Raw genomic sequence first — 13,255 nt, forward strand, 5'->3', positions numbered from 1 at the left:
CCTCCTGATTATTCTAAGAAGCCTTTGTGTTTACGCATGGTCAATTGGGATTCCAATGCTCTCATTGTATCCAAAGCAACACTTACAATAATGATGATGGATGTACCACCAAGAGCGATTTGAGCACCTGTTGCCATCTGGAAGAAGATTGGGAATACCGCAATAATACCTAGGAACACAGCTCCCAGCATAGCGATTTTCCAAATTACTCTGGAGATGAAATCAGATGTTGGTTTACCAGGACGGATACCTGGAATAGCACCATTATTTTTACGTAAGTTGTTTGCAATTTCAATTGGGTTATACTGAATCGCGATATAGAAGAAGTTAAATGCAATAATCAGTACAAAGTAAAGGATTGCATAACCCCAACTATCATAACGGAAGACCTGGAAGAAATGCAGCCAGAAGCCTTCTTGAACATTTACAAACTGTGCAATCAAGCTTGGGATAGAAAGGATGGAGGTAGCAAAGATAATTGGCATTACACCACTCATACTTACTTTTACAGGAATATGAGAATTTTGACCACCATACATTTTTCTTCCTACAACACGTTTTGCGTACATTACTGGAATACGGCGTTCCGCATTTGTCATTACAATAATAAAGATAATCATTGCAATAAAGATTACCACAATTAATGGAACATAGATGTAATTCTGCCACTGGCCTTGACCACCCAATTCCCACATACTTTTTAAAGTACTAAATGCTTGTGGTGCACGGGAGATAATACCAGCAAACAAGATGACGGAAATACCATTTCCAATCCCTTTTTGTGTAATTCTTTCACCTAACCATACAATTAAGCAGGAACCTGCTGTAAATGCAGCTACAATAATAATACCTGTAAACCAAACTTCCCAGCCTGTGGAATATTCAACAGCGTTGTTGGATTTCAGTAAGAAGAAGAAACCAACTGCTTGAATCAGCGCAAGGACGAATGTGAGGTAACGGGTGATTTTACCCAGTTTCTTTCTCCCAACTTCCCCTTCTTTCTGGAGCCTTTCCAGATAAGGAATTGCCACAGTTAACAACTGGACAATAATCGAAGCGTTGATGTATGGAGTGATGGACATTGCAAAAATAGTTGCTTTTTCCAACCCACCACCGGTTAATACGTTAAAATATCCAAGGAAACTATTATCTGAAGTAACGATGCTTTTTAATACTGAAGGATCCAAAAACGGAACCGTAATAGCAGAGCCCAGTCTAAAAATGATGATGATGAGAATGGTATAAAGAATTTTCTTTCTTAAATCTGCTACTTTAAACGCATTACGAACCGTCTGAAACATCTTACTTCACCTCAGCCTTTCCGCCTGCTTTCTCAATTTTTTCTTTTGCAGTAGCTGAGAACTTAGCTGCACAAACAGTCAGTTTTTTGGTCAGTTCTCCATTGCCCAAAACTTTAACGCCGTCCATTACTTTTTTCACCAAGCCAGCTTCTTTTAAAGCAGCTGTGTCAACAACAGCGCCATCTTCAAATTTATTTAAATCAGACACATTTACAATAGCGTAGTTGGTTGCAAAGATGTTGTTGAACCCTCTTTTTGGGATACGTCTTTGCAAAGGCATCTGTCCACCTTCGAAACCTGGTCTTACACCACCGCCGGAACGTGCGTTTTGACCTTTGTGTCCTTTACCAGCTGTTTTACCTGTACCAGAACCAGCACCGCGTCCAATACGTTTTGGTGCTTTTGTGGAACCAGCTGCTGGAGATAATTCGTGTAATTTCATCGGTTTACACCTCCTTAGGTTTAGATTTCTGTAACCTCAATAAGATGGGAAATCTTACGGATTTTACCCTGTGTAGCAGCGTTATCTGGTTGTGTAGTAACGTCGCCAATTTTTTTCAGACCCAGAGAAGCAGCAGTTGCAATCTGGTCTTTTTTAGAACCAATCAGGCTCTTTTTCAATGTAATATTGAGTGCCATTTGCCTGCGCCTCCTTATTTCAAAATTTCTACTACGCTCTTACCACGTAATGCAGCAACTTCTTCCGCATTGCGCAAAGAAGACAAACCTTGGATAGTTGCTTTTACAACATTGCAAGGGTTGTTAGAACGCAGCGCTTTTGTTCTGATATCTTTGATACCAGCAACTTCAACAACCGCACGAACTGGGCCGCCTGCGATAACACCAGTACCTTCTGGAGCTGGTTTCATCAAAACACGACCTGCACCGAATTCACCAACGATTTCGTGAGGGATAGAAGTACCTTTCAGTGAAATCTTAACCAGGTTTTTCTTTGCATCTTCGATGCCTTTGCGGATTGCATCTGGAACTTCACCAGATTTACCCAAACCGAAACCTACGGTTCCGTTTCCGTCTCCAACTACAACCAAAGCAGCGAATTTAAAAATACGACCACCTTTTACAGTTTTGGAAACACGATTAATCGCAACAACTTTTTCTTGCAGATCCAGTTGTGATCCATCTATTCTAGCCAAAAGTATACCTCCTCTTTAGAACTTGAGGCCGCTTTCGCGGGCTCCAGCTGCTAACTCAGCAATTCTGCCGTGGTACAGGTAACCGCCTCTGTCAAATACAACAGTTTCAATCCCTTTTTCCAAAGCTCTTTTGCCTACCAGTTCACCAACTTTATGTGCAGCTTCTTTGTTTCCGCCGAATCCTTCAAATTCTTTATCCATTGTGGAAGCGGAAACCAGTGTAACGCCGTTAATGTCATCTATCACTTGTGCATAGATATGCTTAGCGGAGCGGAATACATTCAGGCGTGGGCATGCAGGTGTTCCGGAGATTTTGCCGCGAACTCTGCGATGTCTTCTTAATCTAGCCTTATTGCTACTAGCTTTGTTCACCATTGTTCAGTCACTCCTTTAACTAACCTTTCGCACCTTTACCGGCTTTACCTTCTTTACGCTGGATATGTTCGTTAACATATTTAATCCCCTTGCCTTTATAAGGTTCTGGTGGACGTTTTTCACGAACTTCCGCAGCGAACTGACCAACTTTTTGTTTGTCAGGGCCGGAAATGATGATTGAAGTCTGGTTTGGAACTTCGATGGTAATGCCATCGATTTCACTCATGGTTACCTGATGGGAATAACCCAGGTTCATAACCAGATCTTTTCCCTGTTTTGCAGCACGGTAACCAACACCGTTAATTTCTAATTCTTTTTTAAAGCCTTCGCTTACACCGATTACCATATTGTTGATCAAAGATCTGGTTAAACCGTGCAGGCTTCTGTGATCTTTTTTATCACTTGGGCGAGTTACTTCGATGACACCATCGTTTAAAGCAACAGCCATATCTTTGTGGAAATCCATTTCCAAAGTTCCTTTAGGGCCTTTTACTGTAATGTGGTGGCCGTCAATTTTAACGTCCACGCCAGCAGGAACCTGAATTGGAGCTCTACCTATACGAGACATTCTTGATTCCTCCTTATACTACCAAATAAATGCCAGAACTTCGCCGCCGCAGTTTGCTTTACGTGCAGCTCTATCAGTCATAATACCTTTCGATGTGGAAACGATAGCGATTCCAAGGCCTTTCATAACTTTTGGAAGATCTTCACAGCTAGCATAGATTCTAAGACCTGGCTTAGAAACTCTGCGCAGACCAGTGATGATCTGAGATTTATTTTCACCGTATTTTAAAGTGATACGGATGATACCTTGTTTACCATCTTCAATAATCTGGTAATTTTTAATATAACCTTCATCTACAAGAATCTGAGCAATCGCTTTCTTCATGTTGGATGCAGGCACATCAACTGTATCGTGTTTTGCTGAATTTGCGTTTCTGATTCGGGTCAGCATATCAGCAATTGTATCAGTGATTTGCATACCGTCAACCTCCTTTGCTCGTGCTTTTTACCAGCTGGATTTTTTTACGCCAGGGATTTGGCCTTTATAAGCCAATTCTCTAAAACAGATACGGCAGATACCGTATTTGCGGAGATACGCATGGGGTCTACCGCAGATTTTACATCTGTTATAAGCACGGGTGGAATATTTAGGCTCCCTTTGCTGTTTTACGATCATAGATCTTTTAGCCATGTTCTGTATCCTCCCTTACTTTTCAAATGGAGCGCCCATCAATGTTAATAATTCACGGGACTCTTCGTCTGTTGTAGCGGTTGTAACAAAGCAGATGTCCATACCGCGGGTTTTATCGATTTTATCGTATTCAATTTCAGGGAAAATCAATTGCTCTTTCAGACCCATGTTGTAGTTACCTCTACCGTCAAAAGAGTTCGGATTGATTCCTCTGAAGTCTCTTACACGAGGAAGAGCAATGTTGAACAGTCTATCAACAAAGTCATACATTTTTTCAGCGCGCAGTGTTACTTTTACGCCGATATTCATGCCTTCACGAAGTTTAAAGTTCGCTACAGATTTTCTAGCTTTACAAACAACTGGTTTTTGACCTGTAATAGTAGCCAGGTCATTCATGATAGCATCAATAACTTTAGAGTTATCGCGTGCTTCGCCAGCACCTACGTTGATTACCACTTTTTCAAGCTTTGGAATCTGCATGACACTTTTATAACCAAATTTTTTCATCATTGCTGGAGCAATTTCGCTCTTGTATTGTTCTTTCAGTCTAGCCATGTCGTACCCTCCTCACTTAAAAAGTAGCGTCGCATTTTACACAACGACGTTTTTTAGTGCCATCTGCTTCCACTTTGAAAGCAACACGGGTAGCTTTGCCACATTTAGGGCAAACCAACATTACTTTAGAAGCGTACATTGGAGCTTCTACTTTTAACAGTTGGCCAGCTTCACCCTGGCGTCTTGGTTTCATGTGTTTGGTAGCAATGTTTGCACCTTCCACAATAACTTTATTTTCTTTTTTGCTGACTTCCAGTACTTTACCTTTTTTGCCTTTGTCTTTACCGCTGATGATCATTACTTCATCGCCGGTTTTAACGTGCAACTTTTTAATCATGTTAAATTGCACCTCCCATTAAAGTACTTCAGGAGCAAGAGACAAAATCTTCATGTAGTCTTTATCACGAAGTTCCCTTGCAACTGGCCCAAAGATACGTGTACCTCTTGGGTTTTTATCTTCTCTAATAATAACAGCAGCGTTTTCGTCGAAACGGATGTATGTTCCATCTTCTCTACGAACGCCTTTTGCTGAACGAACGATTACTGCTTTTACTACGTCGCCTTTCTTGACAACGCCGCCGGGTGTTGCTTTTTTAACCGAAGCAACCACTACGTCACCAATATTTGCATACCTTTTACGTGAACCGCCCAGTACGCGAATACACATTAAAGTTTTCGCACCAGTGTTGTCGGCTACTTTCAGGTAAGTTTGCATCTGTATCACAGCGCGTTCCTCCTTTCGGTATTCCTATCAATTAGTAAAACTATTTAGCCTTTTCCAAAATTGTAACAACTCTCCATCTTTTGTCTTTGGACAGAGGACGGGTTTCCATTACCTGTACAGTATCGCCGATTTTGCAAGCATTTTGTTCATCATGTGCTTTCAGTTTTACAGTACGTTTTACAATCTTTTTATAAAGGGGGTGTCTCACATTGTCGACGATAGCAACAACAACTGTTTTATCCATTTTGTCGCTTACAACTTTACCGACACGAGTTTTTCTAAGATTTCTCTCGATCACAGCTTTATTCTCCCTTCACACTTAGTTAACGCTTTCCTTTAATTCACGCTCACGAAGAACAGTTTTAATGCGCGCAATATCTTTTTTTACCGCTTTGATGCGCATAGGGTTCTCGAGCTGATTAACAGCGAGCTGGAAGCGTAAGTTGAAGAGCTCGGCTTTAAGGTCACCCAATTTTTTATTGAGGTCATTTGTAGTCAAATCTCTGATTTCAACTGCTTTCATTATTGCTCACCATCCGTTTCTTCCTTAGTTACGAATTTGCATTTGATTGGAAGTTTGTGCATAGCAAGACGCATCGCCTCACGAGCAACTTCTTCTGATACACCTGCAATTTCAAACATAACTCTGCCTGGTTTTACCACAGCTACCCAATATTCTGGAGAACCTTTACCGGAACCCATTCGAGTTTCCGCTGGTTTTTCCGTAATTGGTTTATCTGGGAAAATTTTAATCCATACTTGACCACCACGTTTGATGTAACGGGTCATTGCAATACGTGCTGCTTCGATTTGGTTGGAAGTGATCCAAGCTGGTTCGAGAGCTGCAAGACCGTAATCACCATAGGTAACCTTGTTACCTCTCATGGCTTTTCCTTTTAAACGTCCACGATGAACGCGACGATATTTCACTCTTTTTGGCAACAGCATTACTTGTTACCCCCTTCCCTGCGGGGTCTTCTGCGGTTAGAAGGTCTTCTTCTTGGTTCTTCTGTGCGAGCCATTTCGCCTTTCAGAACTTCACCTTTGTAAATCCATACTTTAACACCGAGTTTACCATAAGTGGTATCCGCTTCAGCGAAACCGTAATCGATGTCAGCTCTGATAGTTTGCAGAGGAATTGTACCTTCATGATAAGTTTCAGAACGAGCAATTTCTGCACCGCCGAGACGACCAGATACACAAATTTTAATACCTTTAGCGCCTAATTTCATAGTTCTTCCGATTGCTTGTTTCATAGCACGACGGAAGGAAATTCTGCGTTCCAGCTGAGCAGCAATGTTTTCAGCTGTTAATTGAGAGTTCAGGTCAGGAGTTCTAACCTCAACAATATTGATATTAACTGGTTTACCAATTAATTTTTCGATCTGTGCTTTTAATTTTTCAATTTCAGCACCACCGCGGCCGATTACAATACCTGGTTTCGCGCAGTGAATATGAATTTTAGTTCTTACTGCATCACGTTCAATTTCAATTTTAGAAATACCAGCTACATACAGGTTCTTTTTAATGAAATTACGCAGTTTGTAATCTTCTACAAGGGTATCGCCGAAAGCGGCTTTACCTGCAAACCAGCGGGAATCCCAATCTTTAATAACGCCCACTCTTAAGCCGTGTGGGTTTACTTTTTGACCCATAGTTTACCTCCTCTTTCAGCCTTATGCCTTTTCTTTCACAGTTAAAGTAACATGTGATGTTCTCTTGAATACACGATATGCTCTACCCTGAGCTCTTGGTCTGATTCTTTTCAGGATTGGACCTGGAGTTACATAACAAGCAGATACATAAAGATTATCTTTATCCATGCCGAAATTGTTTTCTGCATTGGCACAAGCGGACTTCAGAAGTTTTTCAAGATCCTCACAAGCAGCTTTAGGTGTGTGCTTTAAAATTGCCATTGCTTCAGTTGTGTCTTTCCCTCTGATCAGGTCAAGCACAATTTGCACTTTACGAGGTGCAATACGGGTAAATTTTAATTTAGCCGTTGCTTCCATTTAAAATCCTCCTTTCGGCCTACTTCTTGCCGTTATTTGATGTTTTGGAACCGGCATGTCCTCTGTAAGTTCTGGTTGGAGCAAACTCACCCAGTTTGTGTCCTACCATGTCCTCTGTTACATATACTGGAACGTGCTTACGTCCGTCATGAACTGCGAATGTATGGCCAACGAAATCAGGGAAAATTGTGGAAGATCTGGACCAGGTCTTCAAAACTTGTTTTTCACCTTTTTCGTTCATTTCTTGAACTCTTTTTAAAAGAACCGGTTGTACGTAAGGTCCTTTTTTAATACTTCTACCCATAACAACTGCCTCCTTTCAACAACTACTTAGCATTTCTGCGTTTTACGATAAATTTGTCGGAGCGATTATGTTTTTTACGGGTTTTGTAACCAAGAGCAGGTTTGCCCCAAGGTGTAACTGGTCCTGGACGTCCGATCGGTGATTTACCTTCACCACCACCGTGTGGATGGTCGTTAGGGTTCATAACAGAACCGCGAACGGTAGGTCTGAAACCTAAGTGACGGGTTTTACCAGCTTTACCAACTTTTACGTTTTCGTGGTCAATGTTGCTAACCTGGCCGATTGTAGCCATACAGTTAACAGGAACATTTCTCAACTCACCGGATGGTAAACGAACCAGTGCGTAAGCACCTTCTTTTGCCATCAGCTGTGCTGTATTACCAGCACTTCTTACCAACTGAGCGCCTTTTCCTGGGTACAGTTCAATGTTGTGGATGAAAGTACCAACTGGGATGTTGATTAATGGCAGTGCGTTACCTGGTTTAATATCAACTTCAGCACCGCTGCAAACAACGTCGCCAACTTTCAAACCAACTGGAGCAACGATGTAACGTTTTTCTCCATCTTCATATTGGATCAAAGCGATGTGAGCGGAACGGTTTGGGTCATACTCTAAAGTAAGAACAGTTGCGTTCATATCCGCTTTATCACGTTTAAAATCGATTACACGATATTTTTTTCTGTTTCCGCCGCCACGGTGACGAACGGTGATTTTACCTGTGTTGTTACGACCGGAATTTTTTTTCAAAGACTCCAACAGGCTTTTTTCAGGAGCAACTTTGGAAAGCTCAGAGTAATCGGTTACTGTCATATTACGTCTGGAAGCGGTCGTTGGTTTATATGTTTTAATAGCCACAGTGTTCTCTCCTTCTTAATGGTTTAGCGACAGCAACTTTGGCTGCCATACATTACCTTGAATAGGTTCTAAATTAGAACATATTCTCGAAGAATTCAATCCCTTTTGAATCTTCTTTCAGGGTTACAATTGCTTTTTTCCAGTCTGGTTTGTAACCAGCGGTAGCACCCTGACGTACATATCTGCCTTTGCAGTTCATGGTGTGAACTTTGGCAACTTTTACGCCAAACAAAGATTCAATTGCCCGAGCAATTTCAATTTTGTTTGCAGATTTTGCTACTTTAAAGGTGTATTTCTTTTCCTGCATACCTTCCATGGATTTTTCAGTCACGATAGGGCGCAGAATGATATCCTGTGCAGTAACTTTCATTATGCGTACACCTCCTCGATTTTCTGAGCAGCAGCCTGAACAATAATTAATTTATCATTGTTGAGGATGTCATAAACGTTTAATTCGTTTACTTGTGCTGTTTTCACGCCTTTGATGTTGGATGCGCTTTTAATTACTTTCGCATCAACTTCTGGAAGAACGATCAACGCTTTTTTGTCAGCACCCAGTGCGGAGAGCATTGCAACCATATCTTTGGTTTTGTATTCGTTCATTGTGATAGCGTCAACAACAATCAAGTTTTCTTCTAAAACTTTAGCGGAAAGAGCAGATTTCACTGCTAATCTTTTCACTTTTTTATTCAGAGAATAGCTATAGTCACGAGGTTTTGGTCCCAGTGCTACGCCGCCGTGTGTCCATTGTGGAGAACGGGTAGATCCCTGACGAGCATGGCCTGTTCCTTTTTGTCTCCAAGGTTTTTTACCACCACCGCGAACTTCTGTACGGGTCAGAGTGGATTGTGTACCCTGGCGCTGGTTTGCCAAGTAGTTGACAACAGCCATATGGAGAACAGCTTTATTTGGCTCAATTCCAAAAACGGCATCTGCGAGATCGATTTTAGCAACCTCTTTACCTGCCATATTAAATACTGCAATATTTGGCATGATGCTTCCTCCTTCCTATGCCTTTTTCACACTGTTAGTGATGGAAACGATACCGCCTTTAGGTCCTGGAATAGCACCTTTAATTGCGATCAGGTTGTTTTCAGCGTCAACTTTTACAACAACCAGGTTTTGAACGGTAACGGTTTCAGCACCTAAGTGACCTGCCATCTTTTTACCTTTGTAAATTCTCGAAGGAGAAGATGCGGCACCCATGGATCCTGCTTGTCTAGCAACTGGACCAGTACCATGGCTGGCTTTCAGGCTTCTGCTACCGTGACGTTTGATTGCGCCGGCAAAACCTTTACCTTTGCTGGTTCCACAAACATCAACGATGTCACCTTCTGCAAAGATATCAGCTTTGATGATATCTCCCAGATTGTAAGCATCTGTGTCATCCAGTCTGTATTCTTTCAGTGTTCTTTTTGGAGCTGCGTCTGCTTTTGCGAAATGTCCAGCCTGTGGTTTGTTCACATTGTGTGGCTTCATATCGCCAAAGCCGATTTGAATTGCCTGGTAGCCATCATTTTCGATTGTTTTCTTTTGAACAACTACGCAAGGACCAGCTTCAATTACTGTAACCGGAATTACGTTTCCGACTTCATCGAAAATTTGGGTCATACCGATTTTTTTACCGATAATACCTTTTTTCATTGTTTCTTCCTCCTATAAGGTTATTGGTTGAGAGGTTCCTCCCAACATGACCTGCTTAGCTTTCGAATCTAAATTAAAGCTTGATTTCGATTTCTACACCAGCAGGAAGTTCGAGGCTCTGAAGAGCTTCTACAGTTTTGTTAGATGGTCTGAGAATATCGATGAGTCTTTTGTGAGTTCTCATTTCAAATTGCTCACGGCTATCTTTGTACTTGTGTACCGCACGCAAAATGGTTACTACCTCTTTTTTGGTTGGCAGAGGGATTGGTCCGGACACCTGAGCTCCGGTGCGTTTTGCGGTTTCAACGATCTTTTTGCAAGATGCGTCGATCAGGTTGTGATCATAACTTTTCAGTCTGATTCTGATTTTTTCTTTGACTGCCACAGTCATCGCCTCCTAAAAATTTTGTTCAAGGGGGGCTGGACCAAACTTACACGTTGCCGTGTGTTTCGTGCTTGGACATGAAAAAACCGAAAAAACAAATTCTGTTTTTCCGGAGCATGTTGCAAACACCTATTTTTAACATAAACGCAGTTAATCCTATAGTGCGCAAGTCACCCTAGATTAAACAGCTTGGAAAGCAATGCTTTCTAGTCCTGCGGTCTGCATGTTAAAAAGATTAAGTTTTGTCGCCCGGTTTGAAATCGGACATACTCCACAGAAATTCCCCACCGCAAGGATGGCCACCTTCTGCTTCATCGCATATCTTGTACAGTCATACCTCTATATTATAACATAGCTTTTTCAGATTGCAAGGGATTGCAAAAATTAATTTGTAAATTATTTATGAACTTAAAAATTATTTTATTTGCTTTTATTTTATCGTTTTTTCCGACAGAAATGTTATAATGAATATGAAAGAAAAGATAGGAAGAAGGTTTTAATATGTTTCTTACGCTACAAGGATTTACCCTTTATCAGTTATTCTTTTACTTTATTATTTATAGCGTAATGGGATGGACCATGGAAACCATCCTGTGTAGTTATAACGAGAAAAAATTTGTAAACCGTGGTTATCTCTCTGGCCCATACTGTCCAATTTACGGAGTTGGTATGTGCTTAATTATCTTAACATTAAGCTCCTATCAAGACCGATTAACCGATCTATTCCTTGGTGGAATTTTGGTTGCCAGCACTTTGGAATATTTTACTGGATGGCTGATGGAGAAATTATTCCATACAAAATGGTGGGATTACAGCGACAAAAAATTTAATCTTCATGGCAGGATTTGTTTGCAAATTTCCTTAGCGTGGGGAGTCCTTTCACTGGTGATTATTAAAGTAGTACAACCATTTGTTAACCAGTTTGTCAATTGGATTCCCGTTAATATAGGTAAGGTTATTTTAATTGTTTTTGGTATTATTTTTATTGCGGATGCCATTCACGCTACTATTATTGCAGCACATCTGTCGAAGAAAATCCATCTTATTAATCAAATTAAAGCAGACCTACATAATCTCTCTTTAAAATTAAATCCACATCCACAGGAAAAATTGAAAAACCTTACCATAAATCAGCTTTTTGCCAACGTTGCTTCCTATTTAAATACGAAAAAAATTGAGAACAGAGAAAACTTTCAAAAAAGAATTGCGGAATTAATAGCAAACTATCGGCATACCCAACACAAATCTATTTTTGAGCGTCGTCTGCAAAAAGCCTTTCCTTCCATGAAATCTATACCCCGAAAAAAAAGGACAAATAAAACCACAAAAAAATAGCCTTTGTTCCCCTTCTATCGACAAATCTAAAAGAACATGCTATAATGTTGACATTGATTTAAAAAGGAGTTATTGATTATGAAAAAAGCAGTCCAATTATTCGTTACCGCTTTATTAGTAACATGTGTTGTCTTTGTTTTTGCAGGATGTATTGACAATAAAGAAAAAACATATGTGGAACAATATACCCAAATAACAGCAGATCTCAATGATGAAATCGGAAATATCTCCAATTTGGATACTTCCACAGTAGAAGGGTTTCAAGAATTTTTAGATATGATTGATTCAATCGATGAACAAATCCATAAATTGGCTGACTTAGATCCTCCAGAAAAATTTCAGGAAGCACAAGAATGTTACCGCACTGCCAGCAAAGGCATCACAGAGGCCAACGAAATATTCCAGTCATTGGATCCAGAAGCCGTCCTTTCCGGGGATGAAAACGCTTATTCCCAATATGTTGATGCACTAAATAAATATATGGAAGCTTGCGATGAATTACAAAAAGGCGATGATGCCATTAACGCAGCAAATAAATAGAATAAAAAAGGGTAGTAGAAAAAATATATTCTGCCCCAAATTGTGCGGACAGTACAAAAAAGAGCCTCAAATGATAGAAATCGAATAATTAAGCAACGAACTGACTTCTAAATTCTATGGGAGTCAGTTTTGTTTTTGTTTGAATACATTGATTGTTGTAGAAAGAAATATATTATCAATCAGCAAGCGAGCCTGCTGAAAAGTTTTGAGTTTAACGCGATTAATTCACTCTGTTTTGAGTAGGGTTCTCGTGTCTTGACATTGAAGGCGCAATGCTGTAAGATTTCGTCGGCTTAAAATACTTTTGAGAAGTGTATGCCCTGGTCACTGTGGAGTTGCAGGTCTGCAGTGATTTTTTCTTTCCTCTTTACAGCACGAATATTAGACAGCACAAATCAATATTTAATTTAGTTCCAATTTTGTAAGATTCGATACTATTATCAAACAAATCCCTGATACAAGTTTCCTCGTGGTGTATATATGATATATCTGTAACCCATTTCTAATTCGGTTTTGTGGAGGTGAAATCTCTATTTAATAGATTTGGATATTTATGAAGTGCATTTCCATAATTACGATATTTCTTTCTTCTTACTGACGATAACAGAGTATACTTTTGCATTGTACACAATATTGTCTTAGGATTGCGGTGTATTCCTTGTCTTTCAAGCCATATATGTACTCTGTGATAACCATAAGTTCTATCGCATTTATCCTGACATTCTTTTATCTTTTGAACTATATCTATTCTTTGTACGTATCCATAATATTCACTGCGCGATACATCAAAGAAACGACACATTGAACTGATTGGATACTGTTCTCTATGCCGATAGATTACATTGTATTTTACCTGTAATCTCACTTCCTTT

Annotated in this window: 25 protein-coding genes; 2 read left to right on the forward strand and 23 right to left on the reverse strand. The window is 40.2% G+C overall.

Annotated elements, in window-relative coordinates; all coding sequences use genetic code 11:
* Nucleotides 1-8: 8 nt before the first annotated feature.
* The 22 genes from secY to rpsJ all read right to left on the reverse strand — a co-directional run bounded on the left by secY (nucleotide 9) and on the right by rpsJ (nucleotide 10,508).
* Nucleotides 9-1,301 (reverse strand): preprotein translocase subunit SecY, encoded by a 1,293-nt coding sequence (secY, locus tag H8Z77_RS08095; RefSeq protein WP_186996699.1) that lies wholly within the window; start codon nucleotides 1,299-1,301, stop codon nucleotides 9-11.
* Nucleotide 1,302: 1 nt separating this feature from the next.
* On the reverse strand, nucleotides 1,303-1,743 hold the full coding sequence (rplO, locus tag H8Z77_RS08100; protein WP_069987428.1) for a 50S ribosomal protein L15: 441 nt from the start codon (nucleotides 1,741-1,743) through the stop codon (nucleotides 1,303-1,305).
* A gap of 20 nt (nucleotides 1,744-1,763) precedes the next feature.
* Entirely contained in the window at nucleotides 1,764-1,940 is a 177-nt protein-coding gene (gene rpmD, locus H8Z77_RS08105; RefSeq protein WP_069987429.1) for a 50S ribosomal protein L30, read from the reverse strand.
* A gap of 14 nt (nucleotides 1,941-1,954) precedes the next feature.
* Nucleotides 1,955-2,455, reverse strand: coding sequence for a 30S ribosomal protein S5 (gene rpsE, locus H8Z77_RS08110; RefSeq protein WP_069987430.1), 501 nt, complete (start codon nucleotides 2,453-2,455; stop codon nucleotides 1,955-1,957).
* Nucleotides 2,456-2,470: 15 nt separating this feature from the next.
* A complete protein-coding gene (rplR, locus tag H8Z77_RS08115) occupies nucleotides 2,471-2,830 on the reverse strand; it encodes a 50S ribosomal protein L18 (RefSeq protein ID WP_069987431.1) in 360 nt (119 codons plus the stop codon).
* Nucleotides 2,831-2,849: 19 nt separating this feature from the next.
* The gene (gene rplF, locus H8Z77_RS08120; RefSeq protein ID WP_069987432.1) at nucleotides 2,850-3,398 is read right to left on the reverse strand and encodes a 50S ribosomal protein L6; all 549 of its coding nucleotides are present in this window, start codon (nucleotides 3,396-3,398) and stop codon (nucleotides 2,850-2,852) included.
* An 18-nt stretch (nucleotides 3,399-3,416) separates the two neighbouring features.
* A complete protein-coding gene (rpsH, locus tag H8Z77_RS08125) occupies nucleotides 3,417-3,815 on the reverse strand; it encodes a 30S ribosomal protein S8 (protein ID WP_069987433.1) in 399 nt (132 codons plus the stop codon).
* Nucleotides 3,816-3,842: 27 nt separating this feature from the next.
* Entirely contained in the window at nucleotides 3,843-4,028 is a 186-nt protein-coding gene (locus H8Z77_RS08130; RefSeq protein WP_069987434.1) for a type Z 30S ribosomal protein S14, read from the reverse strand.
* A gap of 15 nt (nucleotides 4,029-4,043) precedes the next feature.
* Complete coding sequence (gene rplE / locus H8Z77_RS08135; protein WP_069987435.1) at nucleotides 4,044-4,583, reverse strand: 50S ribosomal protein L5; 540 nt, start codon at nucleotides 4,581-4,583, stop codon at nucleotides 4,044-4,046.
* Nucleotides 4,584-4,599: 16 nt separating this feature from the next.
* Nucleotides 4,600-4,917 carry a 50S ribosomal protein L24 gene (rplX, locus tag H8Z77_RS08140; protein ID WP_141720185.1) on the reverse strand — a complete coding sequence of 106 codons (318 nt, stop codon included), beginning with the start codon at nucleotides 4,915-4,917 and terminating at the stop codon, nucleotides 4,600-4,602.
* A gap of 21 nt (nucleotides 4,918-4,938) precedes the next feature.
* Nucleotides 4,939-5,307 (reverse strand): 50S ribosomal protein L14, encoded by a 369-nt coding sequence (gene rplN / locus H8Z77_RS08145; RefSeq protein ID WP_069987437.1) that lies wholly within the window; start codon nucleotides 5,305-5,307, stop codon nucleotides 4,939-4,941.
* Nucleotides 5,308-5,347: 40 nt separating this feature from the next.
* Nucleotides 5,348-5,605 (reverse strand): 30S ribosomal protein S17, encoded by a 258-nt coding sequence (rpsQ, locus tag H8Z77_RS08150; RefSeq protein ID WP_069987438.1) that lies wholly within the window; start codon nucleotides 5,603-5,605, stop codon nucleotides 5,348-5,350.
* A gap of 21 nt (nucleotides 5,606-5,626) precedes the next feature.
* Nucleotides 5,627-5,830, reverse strand: a complete 204-nt coding sequence (gene rpmC, locus H8Z77_RS08155) for a 50S ribosomal protein L29 (RefSeq protein WP_069987439.1) — start codon at nucleotides 5,828-5,830, stop codon at nucleotides 5,627-5,629.
* The gene (rplP, locus tag H8Z77_RS08160) at nucleotides 5,830-6,255 is read right to left on the reverse strand and encodes a 50S ribosomal protein L16 (protein ID WP_069987440.1); all 426 of its coding nucleotides are present in this window, start codon (nucleotides 6,253-6,255) and stop codon (nucleotides 5,830-5,832) included. The genes rpmC and rplP overlap by 1 nt, the downstream gene beginning before the upstream one ends.
* Nucleotides 6,255-6,962, reverse strand: a complete 708-nt coding sequence (gene rpsC / locus H8Z77_RS08165) for a 30S ribosomal protein S3 (protein ID WP_069987441.1) — start codon at nucleotides 6,960-6,962, stop codon at nucleotides 6,255-6,257. Before rpsC ends, rplP begins: the two co-directional genes overlap by 1 nt.
* 21 nt (nucleotides 6,963-6,983) lie before the next feature.
* Entirely contained in the window at nucleotides 6,984-7,319 is a 336-nt protein-coding gene (rplV, locus tag H8Z77_RS08170; protein ID WP_069987442.1) for a 50S ribosomal protein L22, read from the reverse strand.
* Between the two features lie 19 nt (nucleotides 7,320-7,338).
* Nucleotides 7,339-7,623: a 30S ribosomal protein S19 gene (gene rpsS, locus H8Z77_RS08175; RefSeq protein WP_069987443.1), complete on the reverse strand. Its 285-nt coding sequence runs from the start codon at nucleotides 7,621-7,623 to the stop codon at nucleotides 7,339-7,341.
* 22 nt (nucleotides 7,624-7,645) lie between these two features.
* On the reverse strand, nucleotides 7,646-8,479 hold the full coding sequence (gene rplB / locus H8Z77_RS08180) for a 50S ribosomal protein L2 (protein ID WP_069987444.1): 834 nt from the start codon (nucleotides 8,477-8,479) through the stop codon (nucleotides 7,646-7,648).
* A gap of 73 nt (nucleotides 8,480-8,552) precedes the next feature.
* Nucleotides 8,553-8,849 carry a 50S ribosomal protein L23 gene (gene rplW, locus H8Z77_RS08185; protein ID WP_069987445.1) on the reverse strand — a complete coding sequence of 99 codons (297 nt, stop codon included), beginning with the start codon at nucleotides 8,847-8,849 and terminating at the stop codon, nucleotides 8,553-8,555.
* On the reverse strand, nucleotides 8,849-9,472 hold the full coding sequence (gene rplD / locus H8Z77_RS08190; RefSeq protein WP_069987446.1) for a 50S ribosomal protein L4: 624 nt from the start codon (nucleotides 9,470-9,472) through the stop codon (nucleotides 8,849-8,851). Before rplD ends, rplW begins: the two co-directional genes overlap by 1 nt.
* A 15-nt stretch (nucleotides 9,473-9,487) precedes the next feature.
* Entirely contained in the window at nucleotides 9,488-10,123 is a 636-nt protein-coding gene (rplC, locus tag H8Z77_RS08195) for a 50S ribosomal protein L3 (RefSeq protein WP_069987447.1), read from the reverse strand.
* Between the two features lie 73 nt (nucleotides 10,124-10,196).
* Nucleotides 10,197-10,508 carry a 30S ribosomal protein S10 gene (gene rpsJ / locus H8Z77_RS08200; protein WP_069987448.1) on the reverse strand — a complete coding sequence of 104 codons (312 nt, stop codon included), beginning with the start codon at nucleotides 10,506-10,508 and terminating at the stop codon, nucleotides 10,197-10,199.
* Nucleotides 10,509-11,009: 501 nt separating this feature from the next.
* Here rpsJ and H8Z77_RS08205 point away from each other — a divergent pair.
* Together H8Z77_RS08205 and H8Z77_RS08210 are read left to right on the forward strand one after the other, a co-directional pair.
* Nucleotides 11,010-11,843 carry a putative ABC transporter permease gene (locus tag H8Z77_RS08205; RefSeq protein ID WP_186996701.1) on the forward strand — a complete coding sequence of 278 codons (834 nt, stop codon included), beginning with the start codon at nucleotides 11,010-11,012 and terminating at the stop codon, nucleotides 11,841-11,843.
* 78 nt (nucleotides 11,844-11,921) lie between these two features.
* Nucleotides 11,922-12,383 carry a hypothetical protein gene (locus H8Z77_RS08210; protein ID WP_186996702.1) on the forward strand — a complete coding sequence of 154 codons (462 nt, stop codon included), beginning with the start codon at nucleotides 11,922-11,924 and terminating at the stop codon, nucleotides 12,381-12,383.
* Between the two features lie 502 nt (nucleotides 12,384-12,885).
* Here the strand turns inward: H8Z77_RS08210 and H8Z77_RS11730 are convergent.
* Nucleotides 12,886-13,185, reverse strand: a complete 300-nt coding sequence (locus tag H8Z77_RS11730; RefSeq protein WP_366472186.1) for an IS3 family transposase — start codon at nucleotides 13,183-13,185, stop codon at nucleotides 12,886-12,888.
* Nucleotides 13,186-13,255: the final 70 nt, after the last annotated feature.

The sequence above is a fragment of the Clostridium facile genome (assembly GCF_014297275.1).
Lineage (GTDB): Bacteria > Bacillota > Clostridia > Oscillospirales > Ruminococcaceae > Massilioclostridium > Massilioclostridium facile.

What these genes read in the sequence shown, in the direction of transcription:
- secY (WP_186996699.1), bottom strand. Translation starts at nt 1,301, where the DNA reads ATGTTTCAGACGGTTCGTAATGCGTTTAAAGTAGCAGATTTAAGAAAG.
- rplO (WP_069987428.1), bottom strand. Translation starts at nt 1,743, where the DNA reads ATGAAATTACACGAATTATCTCCAGCAGCTGGTTCCACAAAAGCACCA.
- rpmD (WP_069987429.1), bottom strand. Translation starts at nt 1,940, where the DNA reads ATGGCACTCAATATTACATTGAAAAAGAGCCTGATTGGTTCTAAAAAA.
- rplR (WP_069987431.1), bottom strand. Translation starts at nt 2,830, where the DNA reads ATGGTGAACAAAGCTAGTAGCAATAAGGCTAGATTAAGAAGACATCGC.
- rplF (WP_069987432.1), bottom strand. Translation starts at nt 3,398, where the DNA reads ATGTCTCGTATAGGTAGAGCTCCAATTCAGGTTCCTGCTGGCGTGGAC.
- rpsH (WP_069987433.1), bottom strand. Translation starts at nt 3,815, where the DNA reads ATGCAAATCACTGATACAATTGCTGATATGCTGACCCGAATCAGAAAC.
- H8Z77_RS08130 (WP_069987434.1), bottom strand. Translation starts at nt 4,028, where the DNA reads ATGGCTAAAAGATCTATGATCGTAAAACAGCAAAGGGAGCCTAAATAT.
- rplE (WP_069987435.1), bottom strand. Translation starts at nt 4,583, where the DNA reads ATGGCTAGACTGAAAGAACAATACAAGAGCGAAATTGCTCCAGCAATG.
- rpmC (WP_069987439.1), bottom strand. Translation starts at nt 5,830, where the DNA reads ATGAAAGCAGTTGAAATCAGAGATTTGACTACAAATGACCTCAATAAA.
- rplP (WP_069987440.1), bottom strand. Translation starts at nt 6,255, where the DNA reads ATGCTGTTGCCAAAAAGAGTGAAATATCGTCGCGTTCATCGTGGACGT.
- rpsC (WP_069987441.1), bottom strand. Translation starts at nt 6,962, where the DNA reads ATGGGTCAAAAAGTAAACCCACACGGCTTAAGAGTGGGCGTTATTAAA.
- rplV (WP_069987442.1), bottom strand. Translation starts at nt 7,319, where the DNA reads ATGGAAGCAACGGCTAAATTAAAATTTACCCGTATTGCACCTCGTAAA.
- rpsS (WP_069987443.1), bottom strand. Translation starts at nt 7,623, where the DNA reads ATGGGTAGAAGTATTAAAAAAGGACCTTACGTACAACCGGTTCTTTTA.
- rplW (WP_069987445.1), bottom strand. Translation starts at nt 8,849, where the DNA reads ATGAAAGTTACTGCACAGGATATCATTCTGCGCCCTATCGTGACTGAA.
- rplD (WP_069987446.1), bottom strand. Translation starts at nt 9,472, where the DNA reads ATGCCAAATATTGCAGTATTTAATATGGCAGGTAAAGAGGTTGCTAAA.
- rplC (WP_069987447.1), bottom strand. Translation starts at nt 10,123, where the DNA reads ATGAAAAAAGGTATTATCGGTAAAAAAATCGGTATGACCCAAATTTTC.
- H8Z77_RS08205 (WP_186996701.1), top strand. Translation starts at nt 11,010, where the DNA reads ATGTTTCTTACGCTACAAGGATTTACCCTTTATCAGTTATTCTTTTAC.
- H8Z77_RS08210 (WP_186996702.1), top strand. Translation starts at nt 11,922, where the DNA reads ATGAAAAAAGCAGTCCAATTATTCGTTACCGCTTTATTAGTAACATGT.
- H8Z77_RS11730 (WP_366472186.1), bottom strand. Translation starts at nt 13,185, where the DNA reads ATGTGTCGTTTCTTTGATGTATCGCGCAGTGAATATTATGGATACGTA.